This is a genomic window from Pseudomonas fluorescens (assembly GCF_000968015.1).
Classification (GTDB): domain Bacteria; phylum Pseudomonadota; class Gammaproteobacteria; order Pseudomonadales; family Pseudomonadaceae; genus Aquipseudomonas; species Aquipseudomonas fluorescens_W.
Window position 1 is genome coordinate 101,676 of the sequence record NZ_LACH01000016.1, and the last position, 22,880, is coordinate 124,555.

Here is a 22,880-nt window from a genome sequence, read left to right on the forward strand (position 1 = left end):
ATGCACGGTGCAATTCGCGCAGCCGGTTTCAGCCTGATGACCATGTTCGTCAGTTGCGGGGTCGGTGCCCTGGATCTGGATACGCGGGTCGGCAAGATCACGATGGAAGGCGAACTGCCAGCCCATGAGTCCATTGCCAAACTCTACGCCGAGCTGGATTTCCAACAGGCGACCCAGAGTTATCTGTGGGCTCTGCCACTGGTGTCCTACGCGCAATGGCAGGAGGAGTTTCGCGACAAACTCGGCGCCCACAGCGGCGACCTGATGGTGCTCAACAGTTACGAAGACAAACTGGGCGTGATCACCGCCAACGCCACCACGCCGTACATCCTCGGTTTCGTCGACTTGAATGAAACCGGTCCGCTGGTGATCGAACTGCCGCCCGGCCCGACGGCTGGCGGTGTGGGTGATTTCTGGCAGCGTGCGATCATCGACATGGGCCAGACCGGCCCGGACAAAGGCAAGGGCGGCAAGTACCTGGTGTTGCCACCGGGTGCCGAGCCACCGGCCGACGCCGGCAAGTATTACCTCGCCAAGTCGGAAACAATGAACGTGCTGGTGGGTTTTCGCGTCCTCGATCCGGACCCGGCCAAGGGCAAGGCGCTGGTCGAACAATTCAAGATGTACCCGTACGCCAAACGCGCCGAACCGGGCAAGACCCGACTGCTCTCCCCCGGCGGCAAGGCCTGGTCCGGCACCCAGCCACGTGGCAAGGGGTATTGGGAGCGCTTGCACCAGATCATCCAGAAAGAGCCGGTCAACGAACGTGACCGTTTCTACATGGCCATGCTTGCCAGCCTGGGCATCGAAAAAGACAAACCCTTCAACCCCAACGACAACCAACGCAAGGCGCTGGAACAAGGTGCGCAAGTCGGCGAACTGATTGCCAAGGCCAACACCTTCGCCAAGCGTTTTCCAGGCGCCCAGTACTGGAAAGACCGGCAATGGGACACGGTGCTGAACATCGCCGAGCCGTCGCAGCGCGTCGCCTATTACGACCAGTTGTGGGAGCGCAGTGCCTGGTTCTACGAAGCGGTGACCAACACCAAGGGCATGGTTTCCAAGACACCGGGCCTGGGCCAGACCTACCTCGGCGCCTACACCGACGCCAAGGGCAACTGGCTCGACGGCAGCAAAAGTTATCGCCTGCACGTCGACGCCAACCCGCCGGCCAAGCAGTTCTGGTCGATGACCGTCTACGACATCGACAGCCGTTGCCTGATCGACAACCCGCAGCGCAAGGCCGATCTGTCGTCCCGTCAGGATCTGAAAAAGAACGCCGACGGCTCGGTGGACCTGTACTTCGGCCCGACCGCGCCCAAAGGTTTCGAGAACAACTGGGTGCAAACCGTGCCGGGCAAACACTGGTTCAGCTATTTCCGCCTGTACGCGCCCACCGAAGCCTACTTCGATAAAAGCTGGAAACTCGACGACATCACGGCTGTGGAATGACGCCCAAGCGTTTTATAAGGAAGTTTTATGAATAACCGCATGCTGCTCACCGCACTCTCGCTAGCCCTGAGCACCAGCGCCTGGGCCGACTTCACCGCCACCCCGGAAGAAGCCCGGGGCATCGCCAAGGAAGCCTACTTGTACGGTTTCCCGGTGGTGGAGATGTACAAGACCCTCTACACCCAGGCCGTGGACAAAAAGAGCCCTAACTTCAAGGCGCCGTTCAACCAGATTGGCAACACCGCCAAGGCGTTCACCGCCAAAGACACCGCCTTCGTCACCCCGAACGCCGACACGCCCTATTCGTTTATCTGGATGGACCTGCGCGCCGAACCGGTGGTGCTGACCCTGCCACCTATCGAAGAACACCGTTACTACTCGGTGCAGCTGATCGACGCCTACACGCAGAACTTTGCGTACCTGGGCACACGCAGCACGGGCAACAACGGCGGGCATTTCATGATTGCCGGGCCCAACTGGCAAGGTCAGCAACCGGTGGAAATGGATCGGCTGCTGCGCAGTGAAACCAACATCGCCTACGCGCTGTATCGCACGCAGTTGTTCGATGAAAAGGACTTGGGCAAGGTCAAGGAGATCCAGAAGGGTTACAAGGTCGAGACGCTCAGCCACTACGTCAAACAAAAAGCCCCGGCCGCCGCGCCAAAGATCGACTGGCCAAAACCCACGCCGACCATGAGCGAGTCCTCTGAACTGTTCCGCTACCTGAACTTCATGCTGTCGTTCGCCCCGCCCCAGGATGCGGAAAAGGACCTGCTCGCACGCTTTGCAAAAATCGGTATTGAAGCCGGCAAGCCTTTCGAACCGGATGCGCTCACGCCTGAGCAGCGCAAGGCGCTGGAGGACGGTATCAGCGATGCCAAAGCCGAGTTTGCCCAGTTCAAAAAAGACAAGGTCGATAGCCATCAGGTCACCAGCGGTGACTTGTTCGGCACTCGCGATCACCTCAATGGCAACTACCTGTACCGCTACGCCGGCGCCAACATGGGGATCTTTGGCAACTCCGCCGAAGAGGCGAATTACATCGGCTATTTCGTCGACAAGGACGGCCAGCCGGTGGACGCCTCGAAACAGGATTACACCCTGCATTTCGACAAGGGTGCCCTGCCCCCGGCCGACGCGTTCTGGTCGCTGACGATGTACGACGGCAAGAACAAATTGCTGGTGGCCAACCCGTTGAATCGGTACCTGATCAACTCGCGGATGTTGCCGGATCTCAAGCTCGACGCCGACGGTGGGCTGACCCTTTATGTGCAGCACAAGGCACCGGCCAAGGACTTGCAAAGCAATTGGCTGCCGGCGCCGAACGGTCCGTTCTACGGCGTGTTGCGCTTGTACCTGCCGAAACCGGAAGTCACCAGCGGCGAATGGAAAATGCCGCTGCTGACCCCCGTCAATCAACCAAAACAATAAACGGAGTCCGGCATGGTCAGGCCTTATGTTGTGCGTCCTTTAGTGGCCCTGTGCGTACTCGGTGCAAGCCCGTTGGCCCTCGCGGCCGAGGGCGGTGTCGGCCGGCCGATCACCGGGCAACAGGTATTTTCCAACGCCGGGATCGTGCCGCCGGAACCCGGCTGGGTCATGTCGCTGACCAGCATCTGGTACGACGGTGACCTCAAGGGCAGCAAGGGTGTGCCGATTGTCGGTGAGATCGGCGCGGATCTGGACATGAAAGTCTCCTACACCATGGCCAACTTCACCCATATCTGGGACACCGGCAAGGGTCGCTGGAACTACGCCTCGGCCATCGGCGTGCCGGTGCAGTACACCGACGTCAACATCAGCATTACCGGCCCGCGCGGCCGGACACTGGGCTCCGAAGACACCGGCACACAGTTCGCCGACATGCTGATCACGCCGATCGCCGCCGGCTACCACTTCGATGAGGTCAACCACCTCTCGCTGTCCCTGCCGATCTACGTGCCGACCGGTGCCTATAACGACGATCGCCTGGCCAACCCCGGGCAGAACACTTACACCTTCATGCCCACCGTGGCCTTCACCCATCTGGACGGCAAGGGCGGCGAGTTCACCCTGTCCAGCGGTCTGGAGTTCTACACCGAGAACGACGCCACGGATTATCGCAATGGCAACATTTTCACCCTCGATGCACTGTGGACCCACGGTTTCGGCAATGGCTGGAGCGCTGGCGTTGTCGGCGGTTACGTGCAGCAGATCACCGATGACAAGGGCCAGACCGCCGATTCACTCAACGGCTTTCGCGGCCGCTCGGTGGGCGCCGGTCCGGTGGTGGGCTGGGCCGGGAAGTTTGCCGATGCCCAGGCCAGCGTCAGCGCGCGCTGGGTGCCGGAGTTCGACACCAAGAACCGCCCTGAAGGTAACGGCTTCAGCATCAACCTGACGTTGGCGTTTTTCTAGGAGTGACCAGGGATGGCCATGGGTTCCAGATTGTCCTTATGCAGCGTGTTGTTCAGCGGTTTCGCCTGCGCCAGCGGCGACTTGCCCGCCCTCGGCAGCACGCCAGCGCATCCCGTCGCCATGGGTGACCCAGAAACTTGCCATCGACTGCAACAGGACTTCGACATCGACCTGAAGAAGGTCGTTGCGGCGGGCTGCGATCCGTCCACGGAACAGATAGCCAAACTGATGGACAACCCGGTGGGCAATCTGGTGCTGCTGTTCAACCAATTCGACTACACCGCGCTGAAAGGTCCGCATAGCAATGGCACGCGCTACCTGGGCAAATACAGTTTCATGCCGACCTTCCCGATTTCCCTCGGTGAAGACTGGAACCTGATCAACCGCCTGCCCATCAGCTACGTCAGTGCCCCGGTGAACCGCAAGGCCGGCAACCTGATCGGCATGGGCCCCAATGAACTGCTGCATGACCGCGGCGATTTTACCTCCGTTGTGCAGGACCCGTTCGACCGCACCAGCGGTTTCGGCGACCTGGCCTATGTCGGCGTGTTTTCGCCCAAGGAACCGATTCGCTTCGCCGGGGGCGGCAAGCTGGTCTGGGGGTTCGGCCCGACCACGATGTTCCCCACGGCTGAAGAAGACGTGCTGGGCACCGGCAAATACTCCCTCGGCCCGGCGTTCGTCGCGGCGTACCTGGGCGAAGACTGGACCCTCGGGCTGTTCCCGCAGCACTGGTGGTCGGTGGGCGGCGACAGCAAGCGCAAGGACGTGAGCCTGACCAACATTCAGTACTTCATCCAGCGCACCATCCCCGGCCCCGAGCAATGGCGAGTCGGCATGACACCCAACGTCACCGTCAACTGGAAGGCCGAGGGCGGCAACAAAGTCACCTTCCCCATCGGACTCGGTGCCGGGCGAATCTTCAACTTCGGCAAGCTGCCGGTGCGGATCTCCGGAGAGATTCAGTACTCGGCGATCCACCCGGACGACCTGATCAGCAGCCGCTGGAATTTTCGCTTGTCGTTCATCCCCGTCATTCCGACTTTCATGTTTTGAGCATGCCTTTGAGAAAGGGAACATCCCATGACTGCGCTCCAAGACCTCAACGCCCTGCAAGCCAGCATCGCCGAAGCCGTGCTCGGCCAGGATCAGGTGATCCGCCAGATTATTCTTGGCCTGTTGGCCAACGGGCACTTGTTGCTTGAAAGCCTGCCCGGTCTGGCCAAGACCCGCACGGTCAAAGCGCTGGCCAAACACCTGGACGCGAAGATGAGCCGCATCCAGTTCACCCCCGACCTGTTGCCGTCAGACATCACCGGCGCCGAGGTGCTGCACCAGATCGATGGCAAGAACGAGATCCGGTTCCAGCCCGGCCCGCTGTTCGGCAACCTGATCCTGGCGGATGAAATCAACCGCGCCCCGGCCAAGGTTCAGGCCGCGTTGCTGGAAGCCATGGAAGAACGACAAATCACCGTGGCCGGCAACAGCCATGTACTGCCGGAGCTGTTCATCGTAGTGGCGACCCAGAACCCGATTGAACAGGAAGGCACCTATCCGCTGCCGGAAGCGCAGATGGACCGGTTCCTGATGAAGGTTCTGCTGGATTACCCGAGTGCGGAAAACGAAAGCCAGGTGCTGCGCCTGTTACGTGAAGAAGAGTTTGCGTTGGGCGCCAAAACGGCCGCGGTGCAGGGCTTCGCGCTGTCCCAGGAGGTTATTTTCGCGGCGCGTCGGGAAGTCAGCGCCGTTCACGTGTCCCCGGCCATCGACCGCTACCTGATCGACCTGATCAATGCCACCCGCCACCCGGCCGATTACGATGCCGACCTCGGTCGCTGGATCGCCATCGGCGCCAGCCCTCGCGGCGGTATCGGCCTGGATCGCTGCGCCCGGGCCGATGCCTGGTTGCAGGGGCAGGATTTTGTCTCGCCGGACAACGTTCGTGCCGTTGTGCATCCGGTGCTGCGACATCGCCTGCAACTGAGCTATGACGCGGTAGCTGACGGCGTCACTGCCGATCAGGTGCTTGATCGCCTGCTCGACAACGTCGCGATTCCGGCCTGAGGTCGAAAATGAACAGTGCGGACGGTCTGGTCTATGTCTCTCTGGCGCAGTTAATGGCCCTGGAGTTCAAGGCGCGTGACCTGAGTTTCCTCGCGCGTCAGCCGCAAGGCAGCATTCTCGCCGGCAACCATGCCTCGCGCCTGCGTGGCCGTGGGTTGAACTTCGATGAGCTGCGCCGCTATCAGCCGGGAGACGACTTGCGTCATCTGGATTGGCGGGCGTCGCTGCGCACTGGCAAACCGGTGGTTCGCACCTTCACCGAAGAACGCGACCGCCCGGCGCTGATTCTGGTCGATCAGCGCATGTCGATGTTCTTCGGCTCCCAGCGCAGCTTCAAATCCGCCGTTGCCGCCGAACTTGGCGCGTTGGCCGCGTGGATGGTGTTCCACGCGGGCGATCGGGTCGGCGGTCTGGTGTTCAACGATTTGCGCATCGACGCCTTTGCCCCGTTGCGCAGCCGTAAACGTGTCGAAGCGCTGTGCAGTCGCATCGCAGAGCAGAATCAGCAACTGAACGCAGCCAATCCAGACGCTGAAGGTGAGGACCAACTCGACAAGGTTTTACAGCATTGCCTGGCGGTGGCCGGTCACGACCACCTGATTTGCATCGTCAGCGACTTTGCCGGCGCCGGTGAGCGGACCTTGCAGTTGATGCGCCAATTGGCGGCTCACAACGATGTGATTGCGATGCAGGTCTACGACCCGTTGGCGCTGAACCTGCCGAAGAATGGCCGTTTGCTGATCACTCAAGGCCAGTTGCAGGTGGAACTGGCCGTCGAGCAACGCAGCGTTCATCAGCCGCTGGGGGACTTTCTCAGCGGTCGGCTCAAGGACGTCGCCACGTTGCTGCGCCGCAGTCAGGTGCCGCTGATGATGTTCAGCACCGCCACTGAGGCGCAGGAACAATTGCGCGCCGAACTGGGCAAGCTCGGCGGAGGTCGGCGATGAACCCGAACATCCCGAGCATCGAGCAACTCAAGGAAATCGCCCTGCCCACGCCGGTGAGTTATGCGCCGCAGACGTGGGGTTGGTGGGTGTTGCTCTGCCTGTTGGTGATTGCGGTTTTGCTGGTCAGCGCACGGAGGTATTGGCAGTGGCGGCGGGACCGGTATCGGCGTGAGGCGTTGGTGCGTCTGGCTGAGTTGCAAAACAGCGATGATCAGCTGAAAGCCCTGCGGGAACTCCCGGAACTGCTGAAACGCGTGGCCCTGTCGATGCCCACCGATTGGAATACAAAACCTGTGGGAGCGAGCTTGCTCGCGATGGCGGCCCGACATTCAACATTGAAAGTGACTGACACACCGCCATCGCGAGCAAGCTCGCTCCCACAGGATCCCGGTGCACTTGGGGGTGAGGATTGGCAAGCGTTTTTGGTGCGACACAGTTCACAGCCGTTACCTGCGGACTTCAGCGAGCAGCTGGCTCAATTAGCCTATGCACCCGATGCAACGTTATCGGCGCTGCCGAACGATCAGCGCGATCAACTGTTCGCCACCTGCAAACACTGGGTGGAGCATCACCATGTGGCAGCTTGATTACCCTTGGCTGCTAATCCTTTTGCCGTTGCCGTGGTTCGGCTACCGCTACCTGCCCGATTACCGCGAAGCCCGCAGCGCCGTGCGCGTACCGTTTTTCGCGGCCATGAGCCGAGCCGTCGGCCAGGCACCCAGCCAGGCCGGCACCCGCAGCAATCGCTGGCAGTTGCTGCTGAACCTGCTGGTCTGGGCACTCTTGCTACTGGCGGCCGCTCGCCCGGTGTTCGTCGAAAAACCGATCGAGCGCCAGCAACCGGTGCGTGACCTGATGCTGGCCATCGACATTTCCCAGTCCATGGAAACCACCGATTTCACCGATGCCAACGGCCAGAAAATCAACCGTCTGGCGGCGGTCAAGGACGTGGTTCATGGCTTTATCGACAAGCGCAAAGATGATCGGCTGGGCCTGATCGTGTTCGGCAGTGGTGCTTACCCGCAGGCGCCGCTGACCCTCGATCACGCCAGTCTGTCGCTGTTACTGGACGACACCGGCATCGGCATGGCCGGGCCCAATACGGCCATCGGCGACGCCATCGGTCTGAGCCTGAAACTGCTCGACCAGGCCCACGAACAGGAAAAAGTCCTGATCCTGCTCACCGACGGCAACGATACCAGCAGCGCCATTACCCCGGATCACGCGGCGGCCATGGCGGCCGCCAAAGACGTGGTCATTCACACCATCGGCATTGGTGACCCTGACGCCTCGGGTGAAGCCAAGGTCAACCTTCAGGGTTTGCAGCAGATCGCCGAGACCACGGGCGGCAAGTTCTTTCGTGCTGAAGATCGCAATGCGCTGGATCAGGTGTACGGCACCCTCGACAAACTCACGCCGCATCAAGTGAAAACCCTCAGTCATCAGCCGAAAAAGGACCTGTTCTGGTGGCCGCTGGGGGCCGCGATCGGTTTGCTCGCGCTCTATCATTCGGGCGCCCTGCTCCGTCCGCACCTGACACTCGCGCGTCAGCGGCAGGAGGCTTGAGATGGAGATCAATCTCAGTGACTTCCATTTCCTGCGTCCACTGTGGCTGTTGCTGCTGCTGTTCGGCGCCCTGTTGCCCTGGCTCTGGCGCCGCAGCCGCGACGTGCAACGGCGCTTGCGCAGCAACATTGCCGAGCACTTGTTGCCGCACTTGCTGATTACGCCACAGGACCAACAGCGCTTTCGGCCCGTGCATCTGGCTTGCGCGTTGTTGATGCTGGGGGCCATCGCCGCTGCCGGGCCCACCTGGGAACAGGACCGTCCGGACTTTCTGGAAAACCGCGCGCCACTGATCATCGCCATCGACCTGTCGCCGTCCATGGACGCCACCGACGTACAGCCAAGTCGTCTGGAAGCGGCCAAACACAAGCTGCATGACCTGATCCAGCGTCGCGCCGGTGCGCGCAGCGGGTTGATCGCCTACGCCGGCAGCGCTCACCTGGTATTGCCGCCGACCGACGACCCGGCCCTGCTCGACACCTTCATTCAGGCCCTGAGCACCGACCTGATCAGCAAACCGGGGAAAAATGTCGGCGCGGTGATCGAGCAAGCCAAACGCCTGCTGATCGCCGAGAAAACGCCGGGAACGCTGCTGCTGATCACCGACGGCGCCGACACCTCACAACTCAGCGGCCTGGACAAGCAACTGGACGACAGCGCGCTGCAGGTGTTGATTCTGGCCGTCGGCAGCGAGGACGGCGGAATCATCCACGACGCCAACGGCCAGCCACGTACCGACAGCAATGGTCGTCCGGCACTCGGCAGTTTTGATCAGGCCGCACTCAAACAGCTTGGATCAACGCTGAATGCGCCATTGGGCAGCCTGACGCTCAATGACGACGACCTGGACTGGATCGAGCTGCACGCCCAGCAGCATTTCCAGGCAGCCAGCGATGAACAACGCGAACTGCACTGGAAGGACGCCGGTTACTGGCTGTGCTGGCCACTGCTGCTGATCGCCTTTTTCTGCGTGCGCAAGGGCTGGAGCCTGAACTGGATGGCCGGGTGGTTGCTGGCACTGAGCGTTGGCTTGCAACCGGCACCGGCCGAAGCCAACGCATTGACCGATACCTTTTTCACCCCTGACCAGCAAGGCCGCTGGGCTTTCGAGCACGGGCACTTCCCGCAGGCTGCCGCGCATTTCGTCGATCCCTATTGGAAAGGCATTGCCGCCTACAACGCCGCCGATTACGACCTGGCACTGGCCAGCTTCGCGCGGCTGGACACGCCGCAGGCGTATTTCTACCTGGGCAATATTTACGTGCGCCGCTTCAAGTTTGATCAGGCCATCGCGGCGTATACCCAGGCGTTGAAGTTGCAACCGCAATTCCCTGAAGCCACCGCCAACCTGGCCTTGGCCATCGCCTTGCAGAAAGACACCGACAGCGCCGAACAGAACGCGCCGGAGGTCAAACCCGACGACATCAAAATGGACAAAGCGCCGGGCAAGGGCCAGAGCAAACCAGTCGAGACCGAGGAAGCGGCTTCGGATGCGCTGTGGTTGCAGAACCTCAGCACGTCACCGGCGAAATTCCTGAAACAGAAATTCAGTTTGCAGGATCAGGCGGGAGGCAAGCCATGATCCGTCTCGTAGACCGAGTCGCGGCCATCGCGAGCAAGCTCGCTCCCACAGGGGATTTGCGTTACATACAGATCAAATGTGGGAGCGAGCTTGCTCGCGATGGCGTCCGATCATTCAACATCGGTCTCGGCGCATTACTCATTTATCTGATCAGCACCAGCGCCTTGGCCGCCGAACCCGAACTGCGAATCCAGACCCGCCTGCAACCCGCCGACTCGGTCATGGTCGGCGGCATTCTGGAACTGCAACTCGATGTCCTCACTGACAGCTGGTTCACCGACGCGCCCACCCTGCCCGACCTGAAGCTGCCCGGCGCACTGGTCATGCCGCCCGACGGCCACGCCGAACACCTGAACCAGACGCTCGACGGCAAGTCGTTCAACGGCATGCGCTACCGCTACCGGATCACCCCGAATCTGGCCCAGGGTTTCGACATCCCGGCGTTGATGGTGCGCGCCACGCCCGGTCAGGCCAGCACGCCGTTGACCGCCCAAAGCCAGCCACTGCACTTTCGCGCCACACAACCGCCGGGGTTCCAGCCCGGCGAACCGGTGCTGGTGGCCCAAGGGCTGCGTTTCACGCAAAAAACCATCAACTCGGCGACACCCCTGAAGGTCGGTGACAGCATCACCCGGCAACTGACGTTGCAGGCCGACGACGCCCTGGCCATGTCGCTGCCAGCGCCGTCACTGGAGGATGTCGCCGGCCTCAGCCGTTATCCGAAAACCCCGCAGATCAGCAACCTCGACGACGGTCGCGGTCATTTCAACGGCGGCCAGCGCGTCGACACCACAACCTATCGGATCGACACCGAAGGCCGCCATAACCTGCCAGCGATCGAGCTGAAATGGTGGGACGCCAGCACCGGACAGACCCGCACGGCCCAAGTCCCAGCCGTAACCTTCAATGCTGCGGCCAACAGCGCTTATCGGCCGGTATTTTCGATCAGCGAAGACCTGAAAAAACTCGGTCAGAAAAGTCGTCTGCATCTCTCCGGACATTGGTTGGGGCTGTCGGCATTGCTGTTGATCGTGGCGCTGCTCGGCTGGTTTGCCCGTCCGCTCGTCCATCATGCGTTCCTTCAATGGCAGGCCCGACGCCGCGCCAGGCGCGCCGCGTGGCTGGAGTCCGCCGACTACGCCTGGCGGCAGATTCCGGCACAAATCGACGGCAAACCCGCACAGTTGAGCGCCCTGTACCTGTGGGCCAGACGCAGCCGCATGGGCCTGAAACTGACGAACCTTGGCCCGCGCCTGCAAGACCTGTTGCGCGCCTGTTACAGCCGTCAACCCACCGAAGACCAGGCGCTGCACCACCTCAAGCAATCCTTGGCTACGCTGCATAGTCAGGCCAAACGCGACACAGAATCAGCCGCACCTGCACTGCGTCCACTCAATCCCGTTTACGAGAAGGATTTCCCATGACGAACCCGATATCGCTGCGCCACCGCTACGGGCTGACGTTGCTGTTGACCCTTGCACTGAGCTTGCCGGCGCTAGCGCAGACCAGCGAGCCCCTGCCCTCGTGGAACGACGGCCCGGCGAAAAAGAACATCATCGAGTTCGTCCAGACGGTGACCGATCAAAGCAGCAAGGACTTCGTCAAACCCGCCGATCGAATCGCCGTGTTCGACAACGACGGCACGCTGTGGAGCGAGCAGCCGATGTACTTCGAATTGCTGTTTGCCCTGGAAGAGGTCAAGCGCACCGCACCGCAGCACCCGGAATGGAAAACCACCCAACCTTTCAAAGCCGTGCTGGAAAATGATCACAAGGCCCTGGGCGAGTCGGGCATGGATGGCACCCTGAAAATCTTCGGCGCCACCCACACCGGCATGACCACCGAAGCCTTCGATGACTACGCCAAAACCTGGCTGACCCAGGCGCGCCATCCGAAAACCGGCAAGCCGTACACCGAGATGATCTTCCAGCCGATGCTGGAAATGCTCGACTACCTGCGCAGCCAGGACTTCAAGACCTACATCGTCTCCGGCGGCGACACCGGGTTCATGCGCGCCTTCGCCGAGAAGGTCTACGGCATCCCTCCGGAACAAGTGATCGGTACCACGTTTGTCACGGCGTTCCAATACAAGGACGGCAAAGCCTCGATCGTGCGTACGCCGAAACTGGCGCACAACGATGATGGCCCGGGCAAACCGGAGAGCATCGACGCGGTCATCGGCAAGCGGCCGATCCTCGCCTTCGGCAACTCCGACGGCGACCTGCAAATGTTGCAGTGGACTGCCGCCGGGCCGGGCAAACGCTTCATGGGGCTGGTGCATCACACCGACGCCAAGCGCGAATGGGCCTACGACCGCCAATCCCAGATCGGTCGTCTGGACAAGGCTCTGGACGAAGCAAAAACCCGCGGCTGGACTATCGTGGATATGGCCGCCGAATGGCGCCGGATCTATCCCTTCGAGGCCGCCACACCCGAGCAAGTGCAATAAAAAAAGCGTAACGCAGGACTGCAAAAAACGTTTGTCGCGCTGAAGCGACGCAAGTGAGCTAAGGAGCAAGTCAGATGACTCGCATACACAAGTGGCTACCGAAATTCGCCCTGGTGGCAGCCTCGGTGATGGCGATTTCGGCAACAGCCGGGGCCGCTGAAAAACCCAACATTCTGGTGATCTTTGGCGATGACATCGGCCAGACCAACATCAGCGCCTACTCCATGGGCGTGGTCGGGTACAAGACTCCAAACATCGACCGGATTGCCAAAGAAGGCATGATGTTCACCGACTATTACGCGGAGAACAGTTGCACGGCGGGACGCTCGTCGTTCATTACCGGCCAGACACCGTTGCGTACCGGTCTGTCGAAAGTCGGCATACCGGGTGCCCCGGTGGGCCTGCAAAAACGCGACATCACCATCGCCCAGGCACTCAAGTCCCAGGGCTATGCCACCGGCCAGTTCGGCAAAAACCACTTGGGCGACCGGGATGAATATCTGCCGACCAATCACGGTTTCGACGAGTTCTTCGGCAACCTGTACCACCTCAACGCCGAAGAAGAACCCGAACGCCCGTACTGGCCCAAGGATGACCCTGAGTTCGTCAAGGCCAACTCCCCCCGTGGAGTGATTCACAGCTTCGCCGACGGCAAGATCGAAGACACCGGCGCCTTGACCGCCAAGCGCATGGAAACCATCGACGACGAAACCACTGCCGCGGCGCAAGCGTTCATCGAGAAACAGGCCAAGGCGGACAAGCCGTTCTTCGTCTGGATGAACACCACCCGCATGCACTTGTTCACCCACGTGCGCGAGTCGATGAAGGGCCAGAGCGGCATGCCCGGCAACGAGTATGCGGACGGCATGCTTGAACACGATGGCGACGTCGGCAAACTGCTGAAAACCCTTGACGACCTGAAAATCGCCGACAACACCATCGTCGTCTACTCCACCGACAACGGCCCGAACCAGTTCTCCTGGCCGGACGCGGCGACCACGCCGTTCCGCAACGAGAAGAACTCCAACTGGGAAGGCGCATACCGGGTACCCGCGATTGTTCGTTGGCCAGGCAAGATCAAGGCCGGTGAAGTCTCCAACGAAATGTTCTCGGGCATGGACTGGTTCCCGACCCTGCTGGCTGCTGCTGGCGATGCCGGTGTGAAAGACAAACTCCTGAAAGGTTGGGCCCCGACTTCGGGCGGCACCAATTTCAAGGTGCACCTGGACGGTTACAACCAACTGCCTTACCTGACGGGCCAACAACCTAAAGGCGAACGCAAGGAGTTTTACTACTTCAACGACGACGGTGTGCTGGTGTCCATGCGTTTCGATAACTGGAAAGCCGTGTTCTGCGAACAACGCGCACCGGGTGGTTTCAAGGTCTGGAGCGAGCCGTTCGTATGCTTGCGGGTACCGAAAATCTTCAACCTGCGGATGGACCCGTATGAGCGGGCCGACATCGTTTCCGATCAGTATTACGATTGGCAAACCAAGAACGTCTATCTGGCCGCTGTAGCGGTCGGTAAGTCAGCGGCGTTCTTGCAAACGTTCATCGAGTATCCGCCGAGCCAGAAACCGGCCAGCTTCAGCATCGATCAGATCCGTGCGGCGGTAGACAAGAAAATCGAAGAAAAAATGAAAGCTGCACAGTAAGACCGCTTGACCGCCGCTCGCCTTCACCGGCGAGCGGCCCTATTTCCAGGATGTGAACACATCCACTGTAGGAGCTGCCGAAGGCTGCGATCTTTTGATCTTCAGTCTTCAAGATCAAAAGATCGCAGCCTACGGCAGCTCCTACGCCGGTTCGTGTTCGATTCGAATTTTGCACAAGGCAATCCGCAATGACCTCACGTGTCGCCAGCAAGTCGTCGGCCATCCCTGCCACTCAGACCAAAGCCCCGGCGCTGCTGATTCCCGCCCTGTTGCTGTTCATCTCCGGTGCCGCGGCGCTGGTGTATCAGGTGCTGTGGATCAAGCAGTTGTCGTTGGTGGTCGGCGTCGAGGTGTACGCCATTACCACCGGGATCAGCGCCTTTTTTGCCGGACTGGCGTTAGGCGGTTTGTTGTTCGGCCGGTGGGCCGATCGCTTGCAGAAGCCGGTTCTGCTCTATGCAGGGCTGGAAGTGCTGGTGGCCGTGCTCGGCGTCGGCGCGACCTTCGCCATGAGTCTCGCGGCCAGCCCGTTTGCCTGGCTGGAACAGCAAGTCGGCCTGCTGGCCTGGGTGTTGCCGTTTGCACTGGTGGGCATTCCGGCGCTGCTGATGGGCGGCACCCTGCCAGTGCTGATTCGTTCGTTGGCAGCAAACCCGCAACAGCTGGGCAAGGCCGGCGGTCAGCTCTATGCGGCGAACACCGCCGGGGCCATTGCCGGCACCCTGCTGGCCGCGTTTGTATTGATTGCGACCCTCGGTGTGCGCGGCAGTGCCTTGGCCGCAGCCATGCTGAACCTGCTGGCCGCCGCCGGTGCCTTGTGGTTCCAACGCCACCGCTCGCTGCCGAACGAGGCGCCGGTCAAGCACCACGTCGACAAAGCTCCCGATCGCGTTGCCTTGTGGCTGTATTCAATTGCCGGTGGCGTGGCCCTCGGTTACGAAGTGGTCTGGTCGCAGTCCATCGTGCAGTTCATGAGCACTCGTACGTACGCCTTTGCGGTGGTGCTGGCAACGTACCTCACCGGGCTGTTTCTCGGCAGCATCCTGCTGGCCCGACGGGCTGACCGCATTCGCGATCCCTGGGGTGTGTTCGGTTTGCTGATCGCCGGTGCCGGGCTCGTCGCGTTGCTGGAAATCGCCTTGCTCGGACGGTGGCTGGTGGTCGCCCAAAGCCTGGCCGAAACCTGGGTGTTGTCGTTGGGTGCAAGTGACCTGTTGGGCATGACCGCACGGTTTGCGGTGGCGGCAGTGAGCATCGTGTTTGTACCGACCCTGCTGCTCGGCGCCGCATTTCCGCTGGCCCTGCGTTTGAGCGTCGGCCGCGAGCGGGTCGGTCAGGCCGTCGGCGCGGTGGTGGCGTTCAATACGCTGGGCGGGATTGTCGGGGTGATGCTTTGCGGGTTTGTGCTGATCCCGTTGCTGGGGCTGGTCCGAACCCTCGGCTTGCTGGCGATTGTCGCTGCCGGGATTGGGTACTTCGCGGTGCGCAAGGGTCATAGGGTCAAGAAAGGCCGACGCCAGGCTGTGGTCGCTATCGGCCTGTTGTCGATTGCGGTGGCCGTTTTTACCCCCGTGAACAAACTCGCCAGCCTGCTTCCCGGTGCACGCAACGGCACTCTGGCTTTTTACGAAGAAGGACGCGGTGGGACCGTCGCCGTGGTCACTCAGGGCAAAGGACAAAAAGCGTTCCAGCGCTTGTACATCCAGGGGGTATCGAACACCGGCGACGCCATGCCGTCCCTGCGCTACATGCGTATCCAGGCGCTGTTGCCACTGCTGATCCACAATGGCGAACCGCGCTCGGCGCTGGTGATCGGTTTTGGCACCGGCATCACCGCGGGCGCCCTGACGCGCTATCCGGGGCTGGAACACCGTGTCGTGGCCGAGTTGCTGCCTTCGGTGGTCAAAGCCGCGCCGTTGTTCAAAGGCAACTTCAATGCGACCGCGGACCCCGTTGTTGACGTGCGCCTGCACGATGGCCGGCAGGAACTGCTGCGCAACCCACAACGCTACGACTTGATCACCCTCGAACCGCCACCGCCCTCCGCGGCTGGCGTGGTGAATCTGTATTCCCGGGACTTCTATCAGTTGGCCGCCAGTCGCTTGGAGAATAAGGGTCTGGTCGCTCAATGGTTGCCACTGCCCACCCAGAACATCGACGATTCGCGCTCACTGGTGCGCAGCTTTCTCGACGTCTTCCCCTACGCCAACCTGTGGACCAGCGAGTTCCACGAAATGCTGCTGGTGGGCTCGATGGAACCGATCGAACTGGACGCGGCGAAAATCAGCCAACGCTTCCAACAGGACACCGTGCGCAGCACCTTGCAGGACGTGGGCATTGGCTCCGCTGCAGCGTTGCTCTCGACCTGGGTCACCGATCGTGCCGGCCTGGAGCGTTTTGCTGGCGACGCCCCACCGGTAACCGACGATCAGCCGCGTATCGAATATGCGCCGTGGGTGCGGGCCAAGGAGATCAGCCGTGTACTGCCGGCCTTGCTGGACCTGCGCATAGCACCACCGCTGGTGAATGCCGATGCGGGCTTCAATGAACGGATGAACGCACACCAGCAACGCCTGATGCAGTTCTATAGGGCGAGCCTGCATGCTTATGACGGTGACCGCGACGCGTGGGCCAGGGATATTCGCGAGGTGATGCGCGGGGATGGGGGGAATCCGTATTTCCGGTGGTTTGTCGGGGAGTGATGCAGCGTCCGATAGACCGCCTTCGCGAGCAGGCTCGCTCCCACACTGGATCTGTGGCGAATACAAATCCCCTGTGGGAGCGAGCTTGCTCGCGATTAGGCCCTCAGCCTCAACGCATCATTTGGACTTGAGCTTCAAATACGACTGATGCAGATCGCAGGCCCAGCCATCGAGAAACACCGCTTCAGTGGGACGCTGCCCAGTGGATCACAACCGTCATTTGACAGACGCCGGCCTTCCGGCAAAGCTGCGTCGAGCTTGAACGCGCGCCTGACGGCAAACGCACCCGGACTATGGAAGTCGCAATGCCGAAACATAAAAATAAAGCGGTACAGACAAACCCTGATTCGCCACCGACCTTGATTAACCGTTACCTGTTTCCCGTCACCCTTGGCGTCTTGCTATTAGCCGTCGCGGGCATCGGCTGGTTTCTGTTCAGCAGCACACCGGCCCCCGTGACGTATGCGCCTGTCAGTACGCCGGTCGCTCAGCCGGTCAAACCGCAACCAGTCGCCGTGGCGCCGGCAACGATGGTTGATGAGCAACAATGCCAAAGCTGCCACAGCGAGCAGGTCAAGGACTGGCAAGGCTCCCATCACCAATTGGCGATGCAGGAGGCCAATGCCGAGACGATGTTGGGCGACTTCAAAAACATAACCTTCAAAGCGGAAAACGAGACCACCCGTTTCTCGCGCAAGGGCGACGAATTCTGGGTCAACACCCCCGGCATTGACGGCAAGAATGCCGAGTTCAAGGTCGCCTACACCTTTGGCATCGCGCCGTTGCAGCAATACCTGATCGAGGTCGGCGAGGGTCGGTTGCAAGCCCTCGGCGTGGCCTGGGATACCGAGAAGCACCGCTGGTTTCACCTTTATCCGGGCCAGGGTGTGAACTTCAAAGACCCGTTGCACTGGAGCAAGCCGAGCCAGAACGCCAACTTCATGTGCGTCGAGTGCCACACCACCGGTTACAAACGCAATTTCGATGCCGCGAAAAACACCTTCGACAGTCACTGGAACAGCCTCGGTGTCGGCTGTCAGGCGTGCCACGGCCCGGCCTCCAATCACCTGGAGTGGACGGCAAAAAAAGGTGACCTGGTCCATGCCGGTTTTGCCGTCGACCTGAAGGACAAGAACGCCACCGTCGAAATCGAAACCTGTGCCCGCTGCCACTCGCGCCGCGCGCCATTGGGCGACGGCTTCACCGCCGGCAAGCGCCTGATGGATGACTACCTGCCGAGCCCCCTGACCCGCGAGTTGTACGCGCTGGACGGCAAGATCAAGGACGAAGTGTTCGAACACGGCTCCTTCGCCCAGAGCAAAATGTTCGACAAGGGTGTGCGCTGCAGCAACTGCCACAACCCGCACAGCACCGAGCTCAAGGCACCGGGCAACGGTGTCTGCCTGCAATGCCACAACACCGCCGGCAAGACTTCGGTCGACGGCGTCGACGGCAAAGGGCTGCAAGCGAAGAACTACGATTCGATCGAACACACGCGCCACACCATGGGCCAACCGGGTTCGCAGTGCGTGGATTGCCACATGCCTGGCAAGTTCTACATGGGTAATGACTTCAGGCATGACCACAGTTTCAGCATCCCCAACCCTGAGCGGGCGAAAAAACTCGGCACGCCGGACGCTTGCCTGACCTGTCACCAGGGCAAGGCGGGCGACAAGATCACCGAGCAATTCAAGCTGTGGAACACCAACACCGCGCAGGCACCGCGTTACGACGAAAGCCTGTGGCTGATTCGCAACGGTCAGCCCGGCGCGGCACAAGCCTTGTACGAGCAGCTTCAACTTAGCCATTTGCCAGCGATTCAGCGCGCAACCCTGCTCGCCGAGTTGCCGCTGTACCCAAGCGAACAGGCGTTGAAACTGGCCACCCAGGACTTGAACAACCCGGCCCCGCAAGTGCGTGAAAGCGCCGTCCGGGCGATCAGCGCGTTCCTGCCGCCACCGGAGCGCGCGCCGCTGCTGTCGCCGTTGCTGGGCGACCCGGTGAAGGCTGTGCGGATTGTCGCGGCCCGGGATCTGCTGAGCGTGGCCCGTAATGGCTTGGGCAGCGCCCAGGACAACTGGAATGCAGCCATCGCCGAATACGAGGACGTCCAGAAGAACCTGGCCGAACGCGCCGAAGCCAACCTCAACCTGGCCATGCTCTATCAAGCCAGCGGTCGTAGCAGCGAAGTCGAAGCGCTGCTGCGCACAGCCCTCAAGCGCGATCCGGATTTCTACCCGGCGCTGGTGACACTGGTGCAATGGCTGGAGGCGAACGGACGCAGTCAGGAAGCTCAGACGCTGCTGGCGCAGAGCCTGAAAGCACACCCGGATGCCGCCCTGCTGCAACACACTCAAGGGCTGTCGCTGGTGCGCGCGGGCAAATCAGCCCAGGCCATGCCGGCCCTGCGCAAAGCCGCGCAACTAGAGCCTCAGAGCGCCCAATACGGTTACGTGTTGGCGGTAGCGTTGCACGACAGCGGCAAGGTCGATGAGGCCTGCCAAGAGCTGGAGCGATTGTTGAAAGTGCAGCCAGCCAATCGCAATGCCCGGTTGTCGTTGATCCAGTACTACCTGGATAACGGGCAGGAACCGAAGGCGCAGGTGTTGCTGCAGGGCTGGAAGAAAATGAACATGGGGGATCCGGCGTTGAAATGACCCTTGCGCCAAGTCTGTATCAGCCGCCCTGTGGCGAGGGGATTTATCCCCTCGCCACAGGGCAGCTACATCGACGGTGGAATCACCAGGACGAACCGCTTTTGAGCGCCAACTCCCGCCGACTATTGACTCGCATCGCCTTGATCAACGACACCGTCCCCACCAGCAAAATCGCCGCGCCAAACAGGAAGTCGATGTTGTACAGCTGAAAGTCCTGCAACGGCCCCACCAGCAATATCCGGACAGCCCCGATACTCACCAGCGTGGCGAGAAAATCGATGCCCGGCTCGTCGCGATAAAACACGTGCATCAGCGGCAGGCAAATCACCAGCAGCAACAGCAACACGATCACCTTGAACGAACCTTTGCGCTCGACGCTGAACGCGCATTCATGAGAGGTGAAGGGTTTGTAGTCTTCCTCGCCAACCAGCGCGTTTTTCTCGTTGATGTACTCGGCCCGGTTGTACTTCTGAATGGGCGTAAAGGTGTTCGACATCTCCATCACCGTGGTGATGTGGCGGAAGCGCAGGTCGATGCGCTCATTGCCCTTGAGGTAATACAGCACCGGTTTGTAGCCATAGCGGTAGGTGTCGAAGGGGAACTCGGTGGCGCGCCCCTGCACGCCAATCGGTCGCGGCTCGAGCTCCGCGTAGGCACTTTTGTTGTCTGAAGCGAGGTTACGGCTCAGGGGTTTGATTTTGACCTGCTCGAGGAAAATCGGCGTGGCGCCGTAGGACCATTGCAGCGGTTCCAGGCGCAGGCGCAGCTCGTTTCGGCCCAGGTCATAGCGATTGAAAGTGCGCTCGGAAACAATCACCGCGCCGCTGAGCAGGAACTCGCCACGCAGGTTGTTGGTGATACGCAGGGTCAGTTGATCCTTGCCCAGCGACAGCGCATCGGCGGCCGGTGGCGTGCCGCACCAGGCGTAACTGTCGAACGCGCCACCCAACTGCCCGCCCCGGTTCTCCTGGAACACATAAAAGTAACCGCCCCACAGGGCCAACATCAGCAGAAACGCGGTTAACCCTAAAATCTTCTTGCCCACACTCAAACCAGACTCCTTTCGGTACGACTTCCTTGTGAGGTGCGGACTCTACCAAAGTGAACGCCCAAAGCAAAAAGATCGCAGCCTGCGGCAGCTCCTACACCAGCCGCGTACATCCGCAATGTGTAGGAGCTGCCGCAGGCTGCGATCTTTTGATCTACCCGTTTTTTTTACCGTCGCCTGAACAACGGTCGCGGCTCAATCACCGAGCGCCCATACAACACACTCATCCCGGCCAGCCCCTTGAGCGCATCTTCGGCGGACTTGTCCTCACGCACCGCGAAGCTGTCGAATCCGCATTGACGCATGTGGCTGAGTTGATCGCGCAGTACATCGCCGACGGCGCGCAACTCGCCCGTCCAGCCCAATCGAGTGCGCAGCAAGTACGCCTGGCTGTAACCGCGACCATCACGGAAACTGGGGAAGTCGAGGGCAATCAGCGGCAGGTGTGAAAACCACGGCTTGAGGCTTTCCACCTCATCGTCCGGCCCCAACCACACGCCCTTTTGCGGTGGACCTTCAAGCCAACGGGCCAACGGCAGAATGACTTCACCCGCCGGCCACTCATCGTTGACATCCCTGACCAGCGTCCATGGATCATCAGCGACAATCCGCGCCACGCCCTCCTCCAGCCGCAACACATTGTTCATTCCGACACCTCCAGCAGCTTCGGATAGACCTGCTCTTTGAATGGCTCCAGACCGATACGCTGCAAGGTGTCGACGAACACTTCCTCGCTCTCACGGTAATTGACGAACGTGGCGATGATCTGCTCGATCACCCCGGGCACCTCGGCGGCGCTGAAGGACGGGCCGATGACTTTGCCCAATGCGCTGTTCTTGCCCTGAGCCCCGCCGAGGGTGATCTGGTACCACTCGCTGCCGTTCTTATCGACCCCCAGAATGCCGATGTTGCCGATATGGTGGTGGCCGCAGGCGTTCATGCAGCCGGAAATGTTCAGGCTGATGTCGCCCAGATCATGCAGATAGTCGAGGTCTTCGAAGCGAGCCTGAATGGCTTGTGCGATGGGGATCGACTTGGCATTGGCCAGCGCGCAGAAGTCGCCGCCGGGGCAGGCGATGATGTCGGTCAGCAAACCGATGTTGGCGCAGCCCAGGCCCTGTTCGCAGGCCAGGCACCAGAGCGTATAAAGATCAGCCTTGGGCACGTCGGGCAACACAATGTTCTGTTCATGAGCGATGCGAATTTCGCCAAAACCGAACTGCTCGGACCAGTCGGCAACGGCCTCCATTTGCTCGGCAGTGACATCACCCGGGGGCGAGGCGATGCCCGGTTTGGTCGACAACACCACGCTGGCATAGCCCGGCACTTTGTGCGGCTGAACGTTGCGCGACACCCAACGGGCGAAGGCCGGGTTTTCGGAAAGGCGTGTGCCGAAGTCGAGGTCGGTGTCCGCCAGAGCGCGGTAATCCGGTGGCACAAAGGCACTGGCCACGCGCTCATACTCGACGTCGGTCAACTGCGCCGGGCCGTCCTTGAGGTACTGCCACTCCTCCTCCACTTCCCGGGCAAAGGCTTCGATGCCCAGCGCCTTGACCAGAATCTTGATCCGCGCCTTGTACTTGTTGTCGCGCCGACCGTGGCGGTTGTAGACCCGCAGCACCGCCTCGACGTAGGACAGCAAATGCTGCCACGGCAACCCTTCGCGAATCTGCAAACCGAGGATCGGCGTGCGCCCCAACCCACCGCCGACGATGACCCGCAGCAGCATTTGCCCGTCGGTGCCCGGGTAAAGATAGAGGCCGATGTCATGCATCATGATCGCCGCCCGGTCCTGTTCCGCCGAGCAGATGGCGATCTTGAACTTGCGCGGCAGGAACAGGAATTCCGGGTTGATGGTCGACCACTGCCGCAGGATTTCCGCCAGCGGCCGCGGGTCGATCATTTCGTCCGCCGCCACCCCGGCAAAGGCTTCGGTGGTGATGTTGCGCACGCAATTGCCGGAGGTCTGGATCGCGTGCATTTCCACGTGCGCCAGGCGTTCGAGGATGTCTGGCACTTGAGCCAGTTCGATCCAGTTGAACTGCATGTTCTGTCGGGTGGTGAAGTGGCCGTAGCCACGGTCGTAATCCCGGGCGATGCTTGCCAGCGTGCGCATTTGCGGCGCGCTTAACGTGCCGTATGGAATCGCCACGCGCAGCATGTAGGCGTGTTTTTGCATGTACAGGCCGTTTTGCAAACGCAGCGGCAGGAATTCTTCTTCGCTCAACTCATCCGCCATGAAGCGTTCGACCTGATCGCGAAACTGCGCGACCCGCTCAAAGACCAGGGCCCGGTCATAGTCATCGTATTGGTACATGCAGCGGTTACCTCATCAGGACGCACAATTCCTGTAGGAGTGAG

Annotated in this window: 17 protein-coding genes; 14 read left to right on the forward strand and 3 right to left on the reverse strand. The window is 61.0% G+C overall.

From position 1 onward, the window contains the following. From VD17_RS09360 to VD17_RS09425, 14 genes are all read left to right on the forward strand, one after another. Entirely contained in the window at nt 1–1,452 is a 1,452-nt protein-coding gene (locus tag VD17_RS09360; protein ID WP_046053591.1) for a DUF1254 domain-containing protein, read from the forward strand. A gap of 27 nt (nt 1,453–1,479) precedes the next feature. Further along, nucleotides 1,480–2,883 carry a DUF1254 domain-containing protein gene (locus tag VD17_RS09365; RefSeq protein ID WP_046053592.1) on the forward strand — a complete coding sequence of 468 codons (1,404 nt, stop codon included), beginning with the start codon at nt 1,480–1,482 and terminating at the stop codon, nt 2,881–2,883. Between the two features lie 12 nt (nt 2,884–2,895). Further along, nucleotides 2,896–3,849, forward strand: a complete 954-nt coding sequence (locus VD17_RS09370) for a SphA family protein (protein WP_046053593.1) — start codon at nt 2,896–2,898, stop codon at nt 3,847–3,849. An 18-nt stretch (nt 3,850–3,867) separates the two neighbouring features. Beyond that, nucleotides 3,868–4,905, forward strand: coding sequence for a hypothetical protein (locus VD17_RS09375; protein ID WP_440130562.1), 1,038 nt, complete (start codon nt 3,868–3,870; stop codon nt 4,903–4,905). Between the two features lie 27 nt (nt 4,906–4,932). Further along, nucleotides 4,933–5,913: an AAA family ATPase gene (locus VD17_RS09380; protein WP_046053595.1), complete on the forward strand. Its 981-nt coding sequence runs from the start codon at nt 4,933–4,935 to the stop codon at nt 5,911–5,913. Nucleotides 5,914–5,921: 8 nt separating this feature from the next. Then, on the forward strand, nt 5,922–6,860 hold the full coding sequence (locus VD17_RS09385; RefSeq protein ID WP_046053596.1) for a DUF58 domain-containing protein: 939 nt from the start codon (nt 5,922–5,924) through the stop codon (nt 6,858–6,860). Beyond that, nucleotides 6,857–7,447: a DUF4381 domain-containing protein gene (locus tag VD17_RS09390; protein ID WP_046053597.1), complete on the forward strand. Its 591-nt coding sequence runs from the start codon at nt 6,857–6,859 to the stop codon at nt 7,445–7,447. The genes VD17_RS09385 and VD17_RS09390 overlap by 4 nt, the downstream gene beginning before the upstream one ends. Further along, complete coding sequence (locus VD17_RS09395) at nt 7,434–8,426, forward strand: vWA domain-containing protein (protein WP_046053598.1); 993 nt, start codon at nt 7,434–7,436, stop codon at nt 8,424–8,426. The genes VD17_RS09390 and VD17_RS09395 overlap by 14 nt, the downstream gene beginning before the upstream one ends. Nucleotide 8,427: 1 nt before the next feature. Next, nucleotides 8,428–10,008 (forward strand): VWA domain-containing protein, encoded by a 1,581-nt coding sequence (locus tag VD17_RS09400; RefSeq protein ID WP_046053599.1) that lies wholly within the window; start codon nt 8,428–8,430, stop codon nt 10,006–10,008. Then, nucleotides 10,005–11,432: a BatD family protein gene (locus VD17_RS09405; RefSeq protein ID WP_046053600.1), complete on the forward strand. Its 1,428-nt coding sequence runs from the start codon at nt 10,005–10,007 to the stop codon at nt 11,430–11,432. The genes VD17_RS09400 and VD17_RS09405 overlap by 4 nt, the downstream gene beginning before the upstream one ends. Further along, a complete protein-coding gene (locus tag VD17_RS09410; protein ID WP_046053601.1) occupies nt 11,429–12,457 on the forward strand; it encodes an HAD family hydrolase in 1,029 nt (342 codons plus the stop codon). The genes VD17_RS09405 and VD17_RS09410 overlap by 4 nt, the downstream gene beginning before the upstream one ends. Before the next feature lie 74 nt (nt 12,458–12,531). Further along, the gene (locus VD17_RS09415; protein ID WP_046053602.1) at nt 12,532–14,112 is read left to right on the forward strand and encodes an arylsulfatase; all 1,581 of its coding nucleotides are present in this window, start codon (nt 12,532–12,534) and stop codon (nt 14,110–14,112) included. A gap of 188 nt (nt 14,113–14,300) precedes the next feature. Beyond that, nucleotides 14,301–16,814, forward strand: a complete 2,514-nt coding sequence (locus VD17_RS09420) for a fused MFS/spermidine synthase (RefSeq protein ID WP_046053603.1) — start codon at nt 14,301–14,303, stop codon at nt 16,812–16,814. Between the two features lie 305 nt (nt 16,815–17,119). Beyond that, the gene (locus tag VD17_RS09425) at nt 17,120–19,471 is read left to right on the forward strand and encodes a tetratricopeptide repeat protein (RefSeq protein WP_046053604.1); all 2,352 of its coding nucleotides are present in this window, start codon (nt 17,120–17,122) and stop codon (nt 19,469–19,471) included. A gap of 82 nt (nt 19,472–19,553) precedes the next feature. Here VD17_RS09425 and VD17_RS09430 read toward each other — a convergent pair whose 3' ends face one another. From VD17_RS09430 to VD17_RS09440, 3 genes are all read right to left on the reverse strand, one after another. Continuing rightward, a complete protein-coding gene (locus VD17_RS09430; protein ID WP_046053605.1) occupies nt 19,554–20,522 on the reverse strand; it encodes a hypothetical protein in 969 nt (322 codons plus the stop codon). A gap of 164 nt (nt 20,523–20,686) precedes the next feature. Further along, nucleotides 20,687–21,166 (reverse strand): DUF934 domain-containing protein, encoded by a 480-nt coding sequence (locus VD17_RS09435; protein ID WP_046053606.1) that lies wholly within the window; start codon nt 21,164–21,166, stop codon nt 20,687–20,689. After that, nucleotides 21,163–22,836, reverse strand: coding sequence for a nitrite/sulfite reductase (locus VD17_RS09440; protein ID WP_046053607.1), 1,674 nt, complete (start codon nt 22,834–22,836; stop codon nt 21,163–21,165). Before VD17_RS09440 ends, VD17_RS09435 begins: the two co-directional genes overlap by 4 nt. Between the last annotated feature and the right edge of the window lie 44 nt (nt 22,837–22,880).

Bases quoted from the DNA above. Each gene is read 5' to 3' on its own strand.
- VD17_RS09410 (WP_046053601.1), top strand. From the start codon at position 11,429: ATGACGAACCCGATATCGCTGCGCCACCGCTACGGGCTGACGTTGCTG.
- VD17_RS09425 (WP_046053604.1), top strand. From the start codon at position 17,120: ATGCCGAAACATAAAAATAAAGCGGTACAGACAAACCCTGATTCGCCA.
- VD17_RS09395 (WP_046053598.1), top strand. From the start codon at position 7,434: ATGTGGCAGCTTGATTACCCTTGGCTGCTAATCCTTTTGCCGTTGCCG.
- VD17_RS09415 (WP_046053602.1), top strand. From the start codon at position 12,532: ATGACTCGCATACACAAGTGGCTACCGAAATTCGCCCTGGTGGCAGCC.
- VD17_RS09360 (WP_046053591.1), top strand. From the start codon at position 1: ATGCACGGTGCAATTCGCGCAGCCGGTTTCAGCCTGATGACCATGTTC.
- VD17_RS09365 (WP_046053592.1), top strand. From the start codon at position 1,480: ATGAATAACCGCATGCTGCTCACCGCACTCTCGCTAGCCCTGAGCACC.
- VD17_RS09385 (WP_046053596.1), top strand. From the start codon at position 5,922: ATGAACAGTGCGGACGGTCTGGTCTATGTCTCTCTGGCGCAGTTAATG.
- VD17_RS09440 (WP_046053607.1), bottom strand. From the start codon at position 22,836: ATGTACCAATACGATGACTATGACCGGGCCCTGGTCTTTGAGCGGGTC.
- VD17_RS09370 (WP_046053593.1), top strand. From the start codon at position 2,896: ATGGTCAGGCCTTATGTTGTGCGTCCTTTAGTGGCCCTGTGCGTACTC.
- VD17_RS09380 (WP_046053595.1), top strand. From the start codon at position 4,933: ATGACTGCGCTCCAAGACCTCAACGCCCTGCAAGCCAGCATCGCCGAA.
- VD17_RS09375 (WP_440130562.1), top strand. From the start codon at position 3,868: ATGGGTTCCAGATTGTCCTTATGCAGCGTGTTGTTCAGCGGTTTCGCC.
- VD17_RS09435 (WP_046053606.1), bottom strand. From the start codon at position 21,166: ATGAACAATGTGTTGCGGCTGGAGGAGGGCGTGGCGCGGATTGTCGCT.
- VD17_RS09420 (WP_046053603.1), top strand. From the start codon at position 14,301: ATGACCTCACGTGTCGCCAGCAAGTCGTCGGCCATCCCTGCCACTCAG.
- VD17_RS09405 (WP_046053600.1), top strand. From the start codon at position 10,005: ATGATCCGTCTCGTAGACCGAGTCGCGGCCATCGCGAGCAAGCTCGCT.
- VD17_RS09400 (WP_046053599.1), top strand. From the start codon at position 8,428: ATGGAGATCAATCTCAGTGACTTCCATTTCCTGCGTCCACTGTGGCTG.
- VD17_RS09390 (WP_046053597.1), top strand. From the start codon at position 6,857: ATGAACCCGAACATCCCGAGCATCGAGCAACTCAAGGAAATCGCCCTG.